The sequence below is a fragment of the Cloacibacterium sp. genome (assembly GCF_047601505.1).
Taxonomy (GTDB): domain Bacteria; phylum Bacteroidota; class Bacteroidia; order Flavobacteriales; family Weeksellaceae; genus Cloacibacterium.
In genome coordinates this window covers 2,166,537-2,181,785 of the sequence record NZ_JASGJD010000001.1, presented here as the reverse complement: position 1 = coordinate 2,181,785, position 15,249 = coordinate 2,166,537, and the positions used below count along the sequence as shown (strand labels likewise).

General features: G+C 30.9%; 15 protein-coding genes. 6 read left to right on the top strand and 9 right to left on the bottom strand.

Annotation, left to right across the window (positions count from 1 at the left end; all coding sequences use genetic code 11):
- Nucleotides 1-100 precede the first annotated feature (100 nt).
- Nucleotides 101-1,207, top strand: coding sequence for a pyridoxal phosphate-dependent aminotransferase (locus tag QM746_RS10025; RefSeq protein ID WP_414984092.1), 1,107 nt, complete (start codon nucleotides 101-103; stop codon nucleotides 1,205-1,207).
- A 601-nt stretch (nucleotides 1,208-1,808) separates the two neighbouring features.
- Nucleotides 1,809-2,990, top strand: a complete 1,182-nt coding sequence (locus QM746_RS10020) for an acyl-CoA dehydrogenase family protein (RefSeq protein ID WP_414984091.1) — start codon at nucleotides 1,809-1,811, stop codon at nucleotides 2,988-2,990.
- A 43-nt stretch (nucleotides 2,991-3,033) separates the two neighbouring features.
- Here QM746_RS10020 and QM746_RS10015 read toward each other — a convergent pair whose 3' ends face one another.
- Entirely contained in the window at nucleotides 3,034-5,757 is a 2,724-nt protein-coding gene (locus tag QM746_RS10015; protein WP_414984090.1) for a PD-(D/E)XK nuclease family protein, read from the bottom strand.
- A 5-nt stretch (nucleotides 5,758-5,762) separates the two neighbouring features.
- Entirely contained in the window at nucleotides 5,763-6,398 is a 636-nt protein-coding gene (gene rsmG / locus QM746_RS10010) for a 16S rRNA (guanine(527)-N(7))-methyltransferase RsmG (RefSeq protein WP_374364355.1), read from the bottom strand.
- 94 nt (nucleotides 6,399-6,492) lie between these two features.
- Here rsmG and QM746_RS10005 point away from each other — a divergent pair, with 94 nt between their 5' ends.
- The 3 genes from QM746_RS10005 (at nucleotide 6,493) to QM746_RS09995 (ending at nucleotide 9,006) form a co-directional block, all read left to right on the top strand.
- Nucleotides 6,493-7,686 (top strand): pyridoxal phosphate-dependent aminotransferase, encoded by a 1,194-nt coding sequence (locus tag QM746_RS10005; protein WP_414984089.1) that lies wholly within the window; start codon nucleotides 6,493-6,495, stop codon nucleotides 7,684-7,686.
- Between the two features lie 150 nt (nucleotides 7,687-7,836).
- Nucleotides 7,837-8,469 (top strand): peroxiredoxin, encoded by a 633-nt coding sequence (locus QM746_RS10000; protein ID WP_414984088.1) that lies wholly within the window; start codon nucleotides 7,837-7,839, stop codon nucleotides 8,467-8,469.
- 81 nt (nucleotides 8,470-8,550) lie between these two features.
- Entirely contained in the window at nucleotides 8,551-9,006 is a 456-nt protein-coding gene (locus tag QM746_RS09995) for a methylglyoxal synthase (RefSeq protein WP_414984087.1), read from the top strand.
- A gap of 30 nt (nucleotides 9,007-9,036) precedes the next feature.
- Here the strand turns inward: QM746_RS09995 and QM746_RS09990 are convergent, their stop codons facing one another.
- The 4 genes from QM746_RS09990 to QM746_RS09975 all read right to left on the bottom strand — a co-directional run bounded on the left by QM746_RS09990 (nucleotide 9,037) and on the right by QM746_RS09975 (nucleotide 11,075).
- Nucleotides 9,037-9,267 (bottom strand): quinol oxidase subunit 4, encoded by a 231-nt coding sequence (locus QM746_RS09990; RefSeq protein ID WP_414984086.1) that lies wholly within the window; start codon nucleotides 9,265-9,267, stop codon nucleotides 9,037-9,039.
- A 79-nt stretch (nucleotides 9,268-9,346) separates the two neighbouring features.
- On the bottom strand, nucleotides 9,347-10,009 hold the full coding sequence (locus QM746_RS09985) for an HAD family hydrolase (RefSeq protein ID WP_414984085.1): 663 nt from the start codon (nucleotides 10,007-10,009) through the stop codon (nucleotides 9,347-9,349).
- A 57-nt stretch (nucleotides 10,010-10,066) separates the two neighbouring features.
- The gene (locus tag QM746_RS09980; RefSeq protein ID WP_414984084.1) at nucleotides 10,067-10,558 is read right to left on the bottom strand and encodes a GNAT family N-acetyltransferase; all 492 of its coding nucleotides are present in this window, start codon (nucleotides 10,556-10,558) and stop codon (nucleotides 10,067-10,069) included.
- A 4-nt stretch (nucleotides 10,559-10,562) separates the two neighbouring features.
- A complete protein-coding gene (locus QM746_RS09975) occupies nucleotides 10,563-11,075 on the bottom strand; it encodes a DUF421 domain-containing protein (protein ID WP_374364491.1) in 513 nt (170 codons plus the stop codon).
- A 165-nt stretch (nucleotides 11,076-11,240) separates the two neighbouring features.
- Between QM746_RS09975 and QM746_RS09970 the strand changes: the two genes are divergently transcribed.
- The gene (locus QM746_RS09970) at nucleotides 11,241-11,582 is read left to right on the top strand and encodes a hypothetical protein (protein WP_414984083.1); all 342 of its coding nucleotides are present in this window, start codon (nucleotides 11,241-11,243) and stop codon (nucleotides 11,580-11,582) included.
- A gap of 29 nt (nucleotides 11,583-11,611) precedes the next feature.
- Here the strand turns inward: QM746_RS09970 and QM746_RS09965 are convergent, their stop codons facing one another.
- The 3 genes from QM746_RS09965 to uvrA form a co-directional block, all read right to left on the bottom strand.
- The gene (locus tag QM746_RS09965) at nucleotides 11,612-11,944 is read right to left on the bottom strand and encodes a gamma-glutamylcyclotransferase family protein (protein ID WP_414984082.1); all 333 of its coding nucleotides are present in this window, start codon (nucleotides 11,942-11,944) and stop codon (nucleotides 11,612-11,614) included.
- Between the two features lie 3 nt (nucleotides 11,945-11,947).
- The gene (locus tag QM746_RS09960) at nucleotides 11,948-12,313 is read right to left on the bottom strand and encodes a hypothetical protein (RefSeq protein ID WP_414984081.1); all 366 of its coding nucleotides are present in this window, start codon (nucleotides 12,311-12,313) and stop codon (nucleotides 11,948-11,950) included.
- 100 nt (nucleotides 12,314-12,413) lie between these two features.
- Complete coding sequence (uvrA, locus tag QM746_RS09955; RefSeq protein ID WP_414984080.1) at nucleotides 12,414-15,245, bottom strand: excinuclease ABC subunit UvrA; 2,832 nt, start codon at nucleotides 15,243-15,245, stop codon at nucleotides 12,414-12,416.
- Nucleotides 15,246-15,249: the final 4 nt, after the last annotated feature.

Sequence of the window (15,249 nt, the reverse complement as noted above, 5' to 3'; positions counted from 1 at the left end):
TATAATAAATCCAATAAATATTAATTAAACTTTAATTTTCTTCATTGAATTTAATATTTAGTAAATATTTCATTAAATTTATAAAAAATTTGATTTTGATATGGGAATTAACAGAAGAGATTGGCTGAAAACAGCCTTCTTAGGAGGAGCTGCATTGGCTTTTTCTCCTTTAGAAATTTTGGCAAAACAAACGCCAAACTACAAAGAACTGAATAATGATGGAGAAGCCATCAGACTTTGTTTCAACGAAAATCCTTTCGGGGTTTCACCAAAAGCAATAGAAGCAATGCAAAAAAGTATGGTAGATGCTTCTAAATATGATTTTAAATATGCTGATGTTCTGAAAAGTAAATTAGCAGAAAAAAATCAGTTGTCCAAAGAAAATATCTTAGTTTCTGCAGGCTCATCTTTTCTTTTAGAATTAATTGCAAAATATGTATCTATAAATAAAGGACACATGGTTTTTCCAGAGCCTTCGTTTACTATTTTTGCGCCAATTGCCGAGTTTCTTGGGATGTCAAAAACTATTATTCCTTTACAAGATAACAAAAAAATAGACTTAGAAGGAATGCTAAAAGCCATAAAATCTGATACCAAATTGGTATATCTCTGCAATCCTAACAATCCTACAGGCGATCTTTTATCAAGGACAGAAGTAGAAAGTTTCATTAGTAAAATTCCGGAAAATGTAGTTGTTTTGATTGACGAAGCTTATATTGAATTTACCAATCAACCTTCTTTTTCTAATTTAGTTAATCAATATAAAAATATCATCGTAACCAGAACGTTTTCAAAACTTTACGGTTTTGCTGGCGCAAGATTAGGCTATGCTATGGCGCATCCAGATTTGCTTAAAAACCTAGAAAAGTTACAAAGTTGGAGTGGAGGAGAGATTAGTATTGTTACTTTAGCTGGTGGAATTGTAGCTTTAGATGATGTAGATTTTATTAGTAAAGTTAAGAATAACAATAAGTTAGCAAAAGAACATACAATTAGTGAATTTGAAAAAAATGGGATTAAAGTAATTCCTTCGAATTCAAATTTCATCTATTTTTCTTTAGATAATTATAAAGGAGATTATTTTAAAAAATTGAAAGAGGCTAAAATTCTTGGCGGTAAAACCTACGAAGAAAAAGGAAAATGGACTAGAATTAGTATTGGAACTTTAGAACAGATGCAAAAATATACTAATACAATTTTTGGATAATCTAAAACAATTTAAAAATATTTTCACTCTTTATATTATGTTAAATTGATAAAAGAGAAATATAAAAATGATGTAATTATAATTTTCTAAAAAGAAATTGAAGATTCAAATTAGTTAAATTACTACCAAAAGAAAAATTACTTGATATTGTGATGATTTTTCTTATCAATATTCTGGTAAAATTATAATCGCTGAGAATTGGCTATATTTTTTAATTTCTATAAAATCTACAATTGAGGAAATCTCAAACTGTAGATTTTTTTTGTTCATTAGTTTTTTTAGAAACGAAACAATGAATTAGCATTCGGGATAATTAATAAAAAATTCTAGAGTATATTAAATCTTCATAAATAATATCCCATAATTTATATTATGTTAAATAGTGTTTTATTGATGACACTTTCATTTGCATTGATTAATCGTTTACAATACAATATTTACTCAAATCAAAGTATCTTCTCTGTATCAAAACTACATCCAAAAAAATTTAAATTTTGAATTTACACTCAACTAATTAATTGAATCTAAGACAACTATCAATATTCTATAAAAATTTGCAAGACAATTATATTCGCCTTATTTTTAAAACAAATAATTCAATATGTCTTATTATCCATTACAAAGCATTCCAGATTATTTTGGAATAGATGATTTGCTTTCAGACGAGCACAAACTTATCCGTCAATCTGTTAGAGATTGGGTTCAAAGTTTTATAATGCCTCAAATTGATGAAGCTGCTCAACATCATAAAGATATTCCTAATTTGATGAAAGAATTGGGAGCAATTGGTGCTCTCGGTCCTTATATTCCTGTAGAATATGGCGGAGCTGGTTTAGATCAAATTTCTTATGGCTTAATTATGCAAGAATTAGAACGTGGAGATTCTGCTGTTCGTTCTGCCGCATCTGTACAGAGTTCTTTAGTAATGTTCCCTATTTTTGAATATGGTTCGGAAGAACAAAAACATAAATTTTTACCAAAATTAGCTTCTGGGGAGATGATTGGTGCGTTTGGTCTTACAGAGCCTAATCATGGTTCTAATCCTGCCTCAATGGAAACTAATTACAAAGACATGGGAGATTATCTTTTGCTGAATGGTGCTAAAATGTGGATTACCAATGCTCCACTTTGTGATATTGCTGTAGTTTGGGCAAAAGGCGAAGACGGAAAAGTAAGAGGAATGATTGTAGAACGCAGTTTTGAAGGTTTTACAACTCCCGAAACTATTAATAAATGGAGCCTGAGAGCTTCCAAAACCGGTGAATTGGTATTTAATAACGTGAAAATTCCTAAAGAAAATCTTTTACCAAATGTAGAAGGATTAAAAGGGCCACTCTCCTGCCTTAATTCAGCTAGATATGGAATTTCTTGGGGTGTAATTGGTGCAGCTATAGATTGCTATTGTACTGCTGTTCAGTATTCTAAAGAAAGAATTCAGTTTGGTAAACCTATTGCAAGTTTTCAATTACAACAGAAAAAATTAACAGAATTTTTAACAGAAATTACCAAAGCTCAACTCCTTTCATGGAAATTAGGCGTTCTGAAAAATGAACACAAAGCTACACCTGCTCAAATTTCTATGGCGAAAAGAAATAACGTAAAAATGGCGATTGACATTGCCAGAGAATCTAGGCAAATCCTTGGCGGAATGGGCATTGTAGGAGATTTCCCAATGATGAGACACGCTGCAAACCTAGAATCTGTAATCACTTACGAAGGAACTCACGATGTGCATCTTCTTATCACAGGAATGGATATTACTGGGATTAATGCGTTTGGTTAAACAATAATTACTTTGTCAAAGTTTAAAAATCTTTGACAAAGTTTTAATTAAATTTTTCGTGAACTTTCTCTGTAAAAGGAATTTCAGGATTGAGAATTTCTAAGATTAAATTTCGGATAGATTGAAGTGCATCGTCTAGATTTCCGTCTTTTATTTCAACATTTTGTACTCCGTTTTTTACTTCAGCAAAACTCCAAATTCCAGTTTCTATGTCGAAGTTTTTAAATTCTTGCATATTTTCTACACAATATTGATAAATACACAATTGGAGCGCTTGTTTATATTTGTCATTAAAGAAAAGATTCTCTTTTTTGTCGTCTTTTACACTAATTCTTAAATCTTTTGCCTTTGCCGTTTTATAATCAATAATCCTAAGATTACCGTTAAGCAAATCTACTCTATCTATAAAACCATAAAAAGTAATAAAATCTTTTTTTTCTTCATTAAGATAGAATTTAATGTCCTCAATTTTCTTTTCTAAACCAATGATTTCTAAAGAATTTCCAGATTTTAACAAATCCAAATCATATCTCAAAATAGACTCTACTACTCTTTTTGCAATTTGCTTGTGCACAAAATTCATTCCTTTTTCATAGAATTCTGGTTGATGTTTTAACTTTTCAATTGCATAATTTAAAGATTCGTCTATTTGTTGAAGTAAATTTTCTAAATCATTGATAATTAATTTTTTACCAATAATTTTCTCATACAAATATTCTAAAGCATAATGCACTAAAGTTCCGTAATTTCTCTGCGAAAGTTCCTCTTCAATTTCTGAAGTTTCTTTGGCTGATAAAACTTTTTCTAAGTAAAAATCAATCGGATTATAAAGATATGTTACCAAATGAGAAGCCGAAACCCGCTGTTTCCATTCTTGTAATTTTTCTACAACACTTTCGGTTTTTGCAATAGACATCGGTTCCTGATTGATGGGTTCAGAAGTATTTTCGATGATAATATGCTCAATTTTATGCTGAGATTCCATCTCAATTTGAGTGATAAATCTGGTTTTTTCGCCCGTATTCACTCCTGAACCTAAAGCATTGTAAAGCAAGTAGATATTCTCTGAATTTTGTAAAAATCTGTAAAAATGATAGGCATAAATTCCATCATTTTCTAGAAAAGTATGCAAATTGAACTGTTTTCTTACATCAAAAGGAAGATAAGTGTTTTGTGAATTTCCGAGAGGCAATTTTCCTTCATTTGCCGAAAGCAAAATAACATTTTTGAAGTTCAAAAGTCGGGTTTCTAAAAGTCCCATCAATTGTAAACCTTCTAAAGGTTCTCCTACAAAATCTATACTTTCAGAGTTGATAAGCTGATTGATAAGAACTTCTAAAGTCTCTATTTTTACCTCGTATTGATAAGGTTCTAATTGATTTTTGATGATGACAAAACTCTTCTCGAAGTGAGAAATATTTTCAAATTGCACATCATCTATTTCTCTGTATTTTAATTCTTTACAAAATTCAATTAAAGTATCTAATAAATCTTTAGCATTCTGCTTTTTGAACAAATTATAAAAAGAAATTCCGCCCAAAAGTTCGTCAATTTGTTTCTTAGAAAGATAAACCATGTTTCTTTCTTCCAATGTAGAAATAAAAATTTTAATTAATATTTCATCTTCTTTATTTTTGGGTAATTCTTCTAAAATTGGTAAAACATCATTGTAATAATATGAAGAAGCATTTTTTTCTAATTGTTTTTGAAGATTAAAAAGTTTCTTCATGGCATTAGAAAAAGCCAAATTTTTCAAGGGGAATCCCATTGTAATATTCAACTTATCTGTAGAAGAAAGCGAATCTAACGTTGCTGGCAAAAGATTTTCGTCTAATAAAACAATGGCAGTATCTTTTGTAGAGACGCAATTAATCGCGTCAGTTTGTTGGCTTTTAAGTTTAATTTCCTTTAAAATTTCAGGTAAAACTTTAGTTTGAGCTATATTTCCCGAAACTTCATACACTTTTATGCTTTTAGACTCAGAAAACTCGTTTTCAATCCAGTTGAAACTTCTAGATTCGTTAAATTCTTTCCAAGTTTTGTACTCTCTAAGAAATTTACCCGCTTCTTGCCTTTCGTCTTTGTAATAATACTCGTCTCCCTGAAAAAAAACATCAGCTTTGTCCCACTGCAAAAGTGTTCTCACCAATTTTTCTTCTACAGGCGTAAAGGCGTTAAACCCAATAAACTCGAATCTATTTTTAGAATTTTTGCAAAAATTTTCTAGATTTTTTTCAGCAATTTGGTGTAGCATTCCTGCTGTAGCAAAACTTTGTTGATTTAAATTTTCTTCCAATTTAGGAAAGAAAACATTCATTTTTCGCCAAAAATTTAGGTTTTTCCTTCTTGCTCCGTCTTCGTCTCCTAAGTTTTCTCCCCAGTTTTTGATGCGTTCTTCAGCCAACATCCATTCTAGGATTTCTCTGTCGTTTCCATGGAATTTTTTCATGTCGTCCCAATCTTTTTGTACCGTTGGGAACCATTTTAAAAAGCCAAACAAATCTTCGTCGGAATATATTTCAGAATAGGTTTGAAATGCAATTAACCAAAGTGCAATTCCTTTTATTTCTTGTTTATCAGCAATAATTTTTATGTACTCATCAATGGTAAAAAACTCAGGTAAAATGCCATTATAATTTCTTTCTTTAAGAATTTCTTTGATAAAAACTACAGGTCTTTTCCCTGGAAGAATAAAAGAAAAACTCGATAAATCCGAAGATTTTTCGAGTATATTTGATATTACTTTCTGTAAAAATTTTTGTCTCAAGACTTTTAACTATTAAAATTTCCTTTTGATAAATATACAACTTTTTTAGTGTCAAAAAATTCTTCTTCAAAATGATTTTTAAGTTCAAAAATCTCACATTTTATTCCTGCCAATTCTTCGCCCAAATCTCCACCTTTTAAATAAAGAACGCCATTATGTTTTGGATTAAATTGTTCTTTTTCGAATTTTCCTTTCAGCCATCTTAAGAAAACAGGCATTTGAGTAACTGCTCTGCTCACTACAAAATGAAATTTATCTTTAATTTTTTCGGCTCTTTCGTGGTAAGCTTTTACATTTTTAAGACCTAGACTTTCTGAAACTCCTTTTACTACAGTAATTTTTTTACCAATAGAATCTACCAAAGTAAATTCTACATTTGGAAATAAAATCGCCAAAGGAATCCCCGGAAAACCGCCACCAGTACCAATATCTAATACTTTTGTACCCTCTGCAAATTCCATAATTTTTGCAATACCAAGAGAATGAAGAACGTGTCTTTCGTAGAATTCGTCGATATCTTTTCTAGAAATTACATTTATTTTTTCGTTCCATTCTTTATATAAGGTTTCAAGTTGCTGAAACTGAGTTTTTTGTTCTTCTGATAAATTTGGAAAGTATTTATTTACTATTTGAACTGACATTTTACAAAATTTCTGCAAAATTAAGGATTTTTAATCTGTTTTCTTTAGAAAATTTAGTTAAATAGTCTATATTTGTAGCAATTAAATAATGATTATGAGTAAAGTTTCGGACAGATTAAACAGATTGAGCTACTCTCAGACTTTTGTAATGAGCAACAAAGCGAGAGACATGAAAGCAGCAGGAATAGATGTAATTTCTCTTACATTAGGAGAACCAGATTTTGACGTGCCAGATAATATTAAGAAGGCCGCGTTTGATGCTATTAACGAAAATTATAGCCACTACTCTCCTGTTCCTGGTTTTTTAGAACTTAGAAAAGCAATTGTTAGCAAACTAAAAAGAGATAACAATTTAGACTATAAACCAACGCAAATCTGTGTAGCAAATGGAGCTAAACAAAATATTTTTAATGTTTTGGCCGCATTAGTTAACGAAGGTGACGAAGTAATTTTACCAGCTCCATATTGGGTTTCTTATGATGAAATGGTAAAAATAAATGGAGGTGTTTCTGTTTTTATCGAAACGAATATTGATACTGAGTTTAAAATGACAGCTGAACAATTAGAAGCTGCTATTACTCCAAAAACAAAAGCTGTATTGTACAGTTCGCCTTGTAATCCTTCTGGAAGTTATTATACAAGAGAAGAATTAGAAAAAATAGCAAATGTGATGGCGAAATATCCAGATGTTGTTATTATTTCTGATGAAATCTACGAATTTATTAATTATGATGGAGAGCACGTTTCTATTGCAGAATTCCCGCAAGTATTCAATCAAACTGCTGTAATTAACGGAATGTCTAAAGCATTTGCAATGACAGGTTGGAGAATTGGCTACTCAGCTTGCCCAGAATGGTTAGCTGCAGCTTGTGACAAATTGCAAGGTCAAGTTACCAGTGGTGCAAATACTGTGGCACAAAGAGCTTCTATCGTAGGATTAGAAACCGACCCGAAAGATTATCATTATATGGTAGAAAGTTTCGAAAAAAGAAGAAATTTAGTATATGAATTACTAAAAGAAATACTAGGATTTAAAGTAAATTTACCAAAAGCTGCTTTCTATTTCTTCCCAGATATTTCTTATTACTTAGGAAAAACTTTAGATGGTGTAGAAATTAAAGATTCTGATGATTTCTCTATGTTTTTATTAGAAAAAGCACACGTAGCTTCTGTAGGAGGTGTAAGTTTTGGAGACAAAAACTGTATCAGATTCTCTTATGCTGCATCTGAAGAAGAATTGAGAGAAGCGATGAGAAGAATAAAAGAATTATTAGAAAAATTTCAATAATTTAATTTGAAATTTATAAGATAAACATAGAATCTTTGGAGCTTTCCAAAGATTCTTTTTTTGCGGCAATAGATAGAATAAATCATATTAAACAAAGCAAAAATCTTAAATTTTGTAATTTTGCAGTGGTTAAATTTTAAAGAAAGAAATATGGCATTGGTTGGAAAAAAATTCCCTAGCGTAACAGTGGACGCGATTTCTAAGAGTGGAGAAAACCTTAGAATTAACATTTTAGATGAAGCAGTAAACAAACAAGCAAAAGTACTTTTGTTTTGGTATCCAAAAGATTTCACATTTGTTTGTCCTACAGAATTGCACGCTTTTCAAGCAGCATTAGAAGAATTTAAAAAGAGAAATACTATTGTAATTGGAGCATCTTGTGATACTAACGAAGTTCATTTTGCATGGTTAAATACTCCAAAAAAACAAGGAGGTATTGAAGGGGTTACTTATCCTATTTTAGCTGATACACACAGACAATTGGCTAATATCTTAGGAATTGTAGACCAAGAATTTGAATATGATGAAGAAGGAAATGAAGTTTTCACAGGTTCTAATGTAACTTATAGAGCTACATATTTAGTTGACGAAGAAGGTAAAATATTCCACGAAAGTGTTAACGATATGCCTCTAGGTAGAAATGTAGATGAATATTTAAGATTAATAGATGCTTACACACACGTACAAAAATACGGAGAAGTTTGTCCTGCAAACTGGCAAGAAGGAAAAACTGCAATGCACGCAGACAGAGCTGGTGTAGCAGAATATTTCAATAAGAACTAATCTTTTGTTTTCAAACAAAAATCATACGGCAGAGCTATTTATTAGTTCTGCTTTTTTATTATTTTTGATTAAAACTTATTTATGAAAGGAAAAACATTAGAAACTACAAAAACTATTGCTTTAGTTGCACACGACCACAAAAAAGATGAACTCATAACTTGGGTAAAAAAACATAAAGATATACTCTCTCAACATAAGTTAATTGCAACCGGAACTACTGGTAAATTAATAGAAAATCACCTTGGTGTTGAAGTAAAAAGAGTAATGAGCGGACCTCTGGGTGGCGACCAACAACTAGGAGCAATGATTGCAGAAGGCGAAATAGACATAGTTATTTTCTTCTGGGATCCTATGGAAGCGCAACCACATGACAGCGATGTGAAAGCTTTTCTTAGACTTTGCGTAGTTTGGAATACTGTAATGGCATGTGATTCTTCTACCGCAGATTTTATAATTTCGTCACCATTTATGGGAACTAATTACCAAGTGGAAGCACCAGATTATTCTAATTACCTTAATAGAAACGTACAGAAATAGAAAAAGCCTCATTGTGAGGCTTTTTTTTATTTAGTGTCTATGTTTTTTATATTTATTATGACCTGGAGCGTAATATTTAGCAGATTTATCACCATATATTTTCTTTGCTTGCCCTGGCGGAAGATTATTTTGTTCTACCACCACAACTCTTGTCGGTCTGTAAACCCTTCCTGTGCTTGCATATATACTCGCGCCAGAATTACAAGAAACTACAACAATTCCTAAACCTACAATTCCTAATATTTTGAATAAATTTTTCATTTTACACTTTTTTCTTGATTAATAAACTTAACCATTCAAAAGGTTTGCCAAAAAAAATTATTCTTAATTAAAATGAAAATTATATAAAATATTGTTGAATTTTTGAAATTTCTAAATCAGAAAAATCACTCACCACAATATTCGCTAAATCGTATTTCTGCAATTTAGAATGCTCACTTTTATAAGCTGCACAGAAAATATTAGCTCTATGAGAAGCAATAATTCCGTTGGTAGAATCTTCTATTACCATACAACTTTCTCTGGATTCATCGGCAATTTGAGAAGCTTTAATAAAAATTTCGGGGTTTGGTTTAGACTCTTCCAAATCAGCACCGCTAATTTTTCCCATGAAATATTTTTCCAAATCAAATTTTTCGAAAACCCAATTAATAGTGTTCATACTTGCAGATGAAGCCAAAACCAATTTAATTCCGTTTTCAAAATAATGAACGATTAATTCTCTAACACCAGGAAGCAAATCAAATTCTGGGTCTGTATCAAAATAATGTTTGAAATATTTTCTTTTAGAAGCAGCAATTTCTTCTGGCAAAACATCTAAATTAAACTCATCTTTAATCATCTGAGTAGATTTTTTGGTAGATGTACCTGTAAGAGAAGTATAAAATTCTTCTGAAACAGCAATGTTTAAATCTTTGAAAGTGTTGAAATATGCTTTTCGGTGAAGTGGTTCCGTATCTACAATTACTCCATCCATGTCAAACAATACGGCTTTTAAAGGCATAACTTAAATTTTTTGCAAAAATACGAATATTTAATTTAACCGATTTTTTAGAAAAATTTATACCGTTTTGCTTCTTCTTTCCATCAAGATAATATCTCTCCAAACGCCGTTCATTTGCCCTATTTTTTCTCGATAACCAACGGTTCTAAATCCTAATTTTTCATGAATTTTTATACTTGCAATATTTTCTGGAAAAATACCAGATTGTAGCATCCAAAAACCTTTTTCTTCACTTTCGATGATTAATTTTTGAAGCAAAACTTTCCCCAAACCTTTTCCTTGCGCAGAATTAGCAAGGTAAATGCTTACTTCTGCTACTCCACTGAAACAATCTCTATTGCTAATTGGTTTCAACGCTGCCCAAGCTACCACATTATTATTTTCGTCTTCGGCAACAAATCTACAAACCTTAAAATGATTTTTGTCCCAATATTCCCAAGTAGGAATTTCTTTATCGAACGTTGCGTTTCCTCCAGCAATTCCTTCTTCAAAAATTTTTAAAACTGCAACGCCATCTTCTGGTTGCATATCTCTTAATTCGTAACTCATACATTTAAAGTTTTCTTCTGAAATTTTTCTTTTTTTTATGTCTTGTAAAATGCGTTTGTTTATTGGTATCAAAGGAAATTACACTAATATTACCATCAACTTCTAAAACCGCTAATTTCACATCATCAGACTTCTCCACACCGTGTTCTCTTACCGTTTCTTCTAATTCATCAAAAGTAATTTCAGACTTTTTAAGTGCTATTTCGTCTATTGCGCCATCTTTTATCAAAATAACAGGTTCTGATTCTACAAAATCTTTGATTTTAGGATTTTTAAACATCAATTTTTTCAATCCAAAATTTGCTAAAAACAAAACTAAAGCAGCCAACAAACCACCTTGTAAAGAAGTATTTTGACCTACCATTGCATTCTGAACAGCATTCGAAATCAATAAAAGCAATATGATATCTCCGGCATTTAATTGAGACAATTGGTTTTTTCCAAAAAGTTTTAAGCCTAAAATCATAAAAAAATAGACCGCAAGCGAACGTAAAGTAATATCTAAAAAGGGATTCATATATTAAAATGAAAAATTAAATTTAGTGAAAATTAATTGTAAATATATAGAAAAACTCAATTCGTCTATATAATTTAGTAATTCATCTATTAAACTTATTTTGGCGTTTTTATGGTACTAATATTGAAACATATAAAATATAATTAACCCATAAAAATTAAAAAAATGAAAAAATTATTTTTAGCTTTAAGCTTAGTATCATTATTTTCTTTGAATGTTGAAGCGCAGGAAAAATATCCTCAAAAACATCAATCTGAACAACAGTACGAAAAAAATTCGGTTTCTCAGAAAGATAAAAATGAAGACAATTATTGGAATGATTTTAAAGGAATGCAACTTACAAACTCACAAAAAAATAAAATTAGTGAACTTCACCAAAGAAGAATTTCAAAATTTCCAAAAATGAAAAGTCAGAAAAAAGGATTATCTGAAACTCAGTATAAACAACAAGTTAGAAAAGTTCTGAACAGCAATCAAAGAGTTCAGTTTGATAAAATACATCACTAAAAAAGTCGGGAAAATTATTCCCGACTTTTCTATTTTCCAATATAGATATATCCTTTTTTTCCAGATTTGAAAGTTACTTCTACTCTTTTATAATCATCTACTTCGTAACGGTCTGCTTGTAGAATTTCGTCTTCTGTAACTTCAAAAAGTACGCCTTCTACTTTATCATTTTTATCACCAGAAAAACTAATTATCGGATGAAATTGCTGATTGCTTTTCCTTAAAACTTCAGCATCTGTAATTTCTATCATAGTTAATTTATAACCTTCTAAAATGTCTTTTTCACCTTTCAGCAATCTGCCAAAAGTTTCTATTTGCACTTGTTCTAATTGTAATGTTCCGTAGGAAAAAAGATGTGGCATGAGCTAATTTTTAATAAAATTTACAGTATAATAAAAATACATAGAAAAACAAAAGGTAATTAACCAGGAAATTATTTCAGCGTTATAGAAATGATTCAACTTTTGTTCATATCCATTATAAAAAATATATAGTAAAGGAGTGGTTAAAGTTAATACAAAACCTGTAACAATTAATCTTATAATTTGATTTTTGATAACTTTATTAAAAACCCAAAAAATAGGAAAATAAATAATAAGACTTAATAATAATGCGGGTAAACTATATAAAAGACTTCCTAAAATCATATTAAAAAATGAAACTTTTGTAGCACTAGGAAAATTACTAATCATAGATGGCAAGAATGTTTCATTTGTTAAATTATATTTCATAATAAAAAAATAAATAAACAAAAATGAACAGTCTTTTATAATTATATGTATTGGAAAATATTTCATGTATAGATACTTTTATGAAAAAAAAATTGAGCTATTATTCCATTTCCTTCTTTAAAAACTTCGCTGTTAAAGATTTTTTATTTTTTATCAATTCTTCGGGAGTTCCTGTTGCAATGATTTCGCCACCGTGTTTTCCGCCTTCTAAACCTACGTCTATAATGTGGTCTGCCAATTTTATGACATCTAAATTGTGCTCAATAATGATAAAAGAATTGCCCAATTCTACCAACTGATTAATGGCATCCATTAAGATTTTTACATCTTCAAAATGCAAACCTGTAGTTGGTTCGTCTAAGATATAAAGCGTGTTTCCGGTTTGTCTTTTAGCCAATTCGGTTGCCAATTTTATACGTTGCGCTTCACCACCGCTTAAAGTGGTAGATTGTTGCCCCAATGTAATATAACCTAAACCAACATCTTGCAGCGTTTTTACTTTTGCATAAATTTTAGGAATCGGTTGGAAGAAATCTACGGCTTCATCAATCGTCATTTCCAGAACATCAGAAATAGATTTTCCTTTGTAGCGAACTTCCAAAGTTTCACGGTTAAATCGTTTTCCGTTGCAGGTTTCGCAATGCACGTAAACATCTGGTAAAAAGTTCATCTCAATCACTTTTAAACCACCACCCTGACAAGTTTCACATCTTCCACCTTTTACATTGAAAGAGAATCTTCCGGCTTTGTAACCACGGATTTTTGATTCTGGCAATTCTGCAAAAAGATTTCTAATATCGGTAAACATTCCGGTATAAGTAGCAGGATTAGAACGTGGCGTTCTGCCAATTGGAGCTTGGTCCACATCTACAATTTTGTCGATATTTTCTATTCCTTCAAATTTTTTGTACGGCAAAGGTTCTTGTACAGCTCTGTAAAAATGTCTATTGAGAATAGGATAAAGTGTTCCGTTAATTAGAGAAGATTTTCCGCTTCCTGAAATTCCTGTAACAACTACCAATTTTCCAAGCGGAATTTCAAGGTTTACATTTTTAAGATTATTACCTGTAGCGCCTTTCAGTTTTAGAAATTTGCCATTTCCTTTTCTTCTTTCTTTCGGAATTTCAATTTTTCGTTTTCCTGTAATGTAATCTGCGGTAATGGTATTGGCTTTTACCAAATCTTTTGGTTTGCCTTGCCAAAGAATTTCACCACCAAATTTCCCAGCTTTTGGGCCAATATCTAGAACATAATCTGCGTCTAAAATCATATCTTTATCATGTTCTACCACGAGAACAGAATTGCCAATATCTCGAAGATTTTTGAGAGACGCAATCAATCTTTCGTTGTCTCTTTGGTGCAAACCAATAGAAGGTTCGTCTAAAATATACAACACATTTACCAATTGAGAACCAATTTGAGTTGCAAGACGAATTCGCTGAGACTCTCCACCAGAAAGCGTTTTAGAGCTTCTGCTCAAACTCAAATAATCTAAACCAACATCCAATAGAAACTGCAATCTGGTTTCTATTTCTTTCAAAATTTCGTTGGCAATGATTTTATTTTTTTCGCTGAATTTTTCTTTAACTTCTTTAATCCAATCTTTTAAATCCAACAAACTTAAAGCATTGATTTCAGCAATATTTTTACCATCAATTTTAAAAGCCAAACTGCTTTTTTGAAGTCTTGCTCCATTACATTCTGGACAAGTTTCCTCTGTGGTAAATTGCCTTTCAAGAACTACTGCATCGTAGTTTTCTTTATCTTCGATAATCTGACTTAAATAAGGAACCAATCCTTCAAAATTGATTTTTATTTTCTTTGAAATTCCAGCATATTTTAAATCTGCGGTAAATTCTTTTTGACAGCCATAATACAGATAATCAATAGCTTCTCGAGGAATTTCGTTAAAAGGCGTTGATAATCCCAAACCAAAAATTTCTAAAATATTTTTAATCTGAGTTAGCAACCATTTATTTCCTTTTAAAGTTTCTAACGGCAACAAAGCACCTTGATTAATAGAAAAATTAGGATTATCTACTAAATATTCTTCATTAATTTTCTTAATAGTTCCCAATCCTTTACAAAGAGGACAACTTCCTTTCGGTGAATTGAAGGAAAAAGTATTTGGCTCTGGAATTGGCAAAGCATTTCCTGTTTCCGCATCCATTAAATTTTTAGAGAAATATTGATAATTTTTATCTCCTAATTTCTGCACCATCACTACTCCATCTCCCATTTGCAAAGCTGTTTTAAGAGATTTTGCCATTCTATTTTCGGTAGCATTCTCGCCGATAATCCAACGGTCTATAACTACTTCTATATCGTGAGTTTTATAACGGTCGAGTTTTAAATCGTATTCAATATCTTGTAATTCTCCATCAATTCTGGCTTGCGAATAACCTTTTTTTGATAATTGTACAAAAAGTTCGTGATAATGTCCTTTTCTAGAACGAATAATAGGAGCTAAAAGCAAAACTTTCTCACCAATATAATTTTCTTTAATGGTTTCCAGAATTTGTTCTTCGGTATAACTTACCATTTTTTCGCCAGTTTCTAAGGAATAAGCATCTGAAACTCTGGCAAAAAGTAAACGAAGAAAATCATATAATTCTGTAACGGTACCAACGGTAGAACGAGGATTTTTGTTGGTGGTTTTTTGTTCGATAGCAATTACAGGAGAAAGTCCTTCAATTTTATCAACATCGGGACGTTCTAAACCACCTAAAAACTGACGAGCATACGCCGAAAATGTTTCGATATAACGTCTTTGTCCTTCTGCAAAAATAGTATCAAAAGCAAGAGAAGATTTCCCCGAACCAGACAAACCAGTAATCGTAACCAATTCATTTCTAGGAATTTTAACACTTATGTTTTTCAAGTTGTGTTCTCTGGCTCCGTATATTTCGATGTATTCTTTTTCTGTACTCATTTTC

Excerpts from the sequence above, each read along its gene's own strand:
- QM746_RS10025 (WP_414984092.1), top strand. The coding sequence starts at position 101 with ATGGGAATTAACAGAAGAGATTGGCTGAAAACAGCCTTCTTAGGAGGA.
- QM746_RS10020 (WP_414984091.1), top strand. The coding sequence starts at position 1,809 with ATGTCTTATTATCCATTACAAAGCATTCCAGATTATTTTGGAATAGAT.
- rsmG (WP_374364355.1), bottom strand. The coding sequence starts at position 6,398 with ATGTCAGTTCAAATAGTAAATAAATACTTTCCAAATTTATCAGAAGAA.
- QM746_RS10005 (WP_414984089.1), top strand. The coding sequence starts at position 6,493 with ATGAGTAAAGTTTCGGACAGATTAAACAGATTGAGCTACTCTCAGACT.
- QM746_RS10000 (WP_414984088.1), top strand. The coding sequence starts at position 7,837 with ATGGCATTGGTTGGAAAAAAATTCCCTAGCGTAACAGTGGACGCGATT.
- QM746_RS09995 (WP_414984087.1), top strand. The coding sequence starts at position 8,551 with ATGAAAGGAAAAACATTAGAAACTACAAAAACTATTGCTTTAGTTGCA.
- QM746_RS09990 (WP_414984086.1), bottom strand. The coding sequence starts at position 9,267 with ATGAAAAATTTATTCAAAATATTAGGAATTGTAGGTTTAGGAATTGTT.
- QM746_RS09985 (WP_414984085.1), bottom strand. The coding sequence starts at position 10,009 with ATGCCTTTAAAAGCCGTATTGTTTGACATGGATGGAGTAATTGTAGAT.
- QM746_RS09980 (WP_414984084.1), bottom strand. The coding sequence starts at position 10,558 with ATGAGTTACGAATTAAGAGATATGCAACCAGAAGATGGCGTTGCAGTT.
- QM746_RS09975 (WP_374364491.1), bottom strand. The coding sequence starts at position 11,075 with ATGAATCCCTTTTTAGATATTACTTTACGTTCGCTTGCGGTCTATTTT.
- QM746_RS09970 (WP_414984083.1), top strand. The coding sequence starts at position 11,241 with ATGAAAAAATTATTTTTAGCTTTAAGCTTAGTATCATTATTTTCTTTG.
- QM746_RS09965 (WP_414984082.1), bottom strand. The coding sequence starts at position 11,944 with ATGCCACATCTTTTTTCCTACGGAACATTACAATTAGAACAAGTGCAA.
- QM746_RS09960 (WP_414984081.1), bottom strand. The coding sequence starts at position 12,313 with ATGAAATATAATTTAACAAATGAAACATTCTTGCCATCTATGATTAGT.
- uvrA (WP_414984080.1), bottom strand. The coding sequence starts at position 15,245 with ATGAGTACAGAAAAAGAATACATCGAAATATACGGAGCCAGAGAACAC.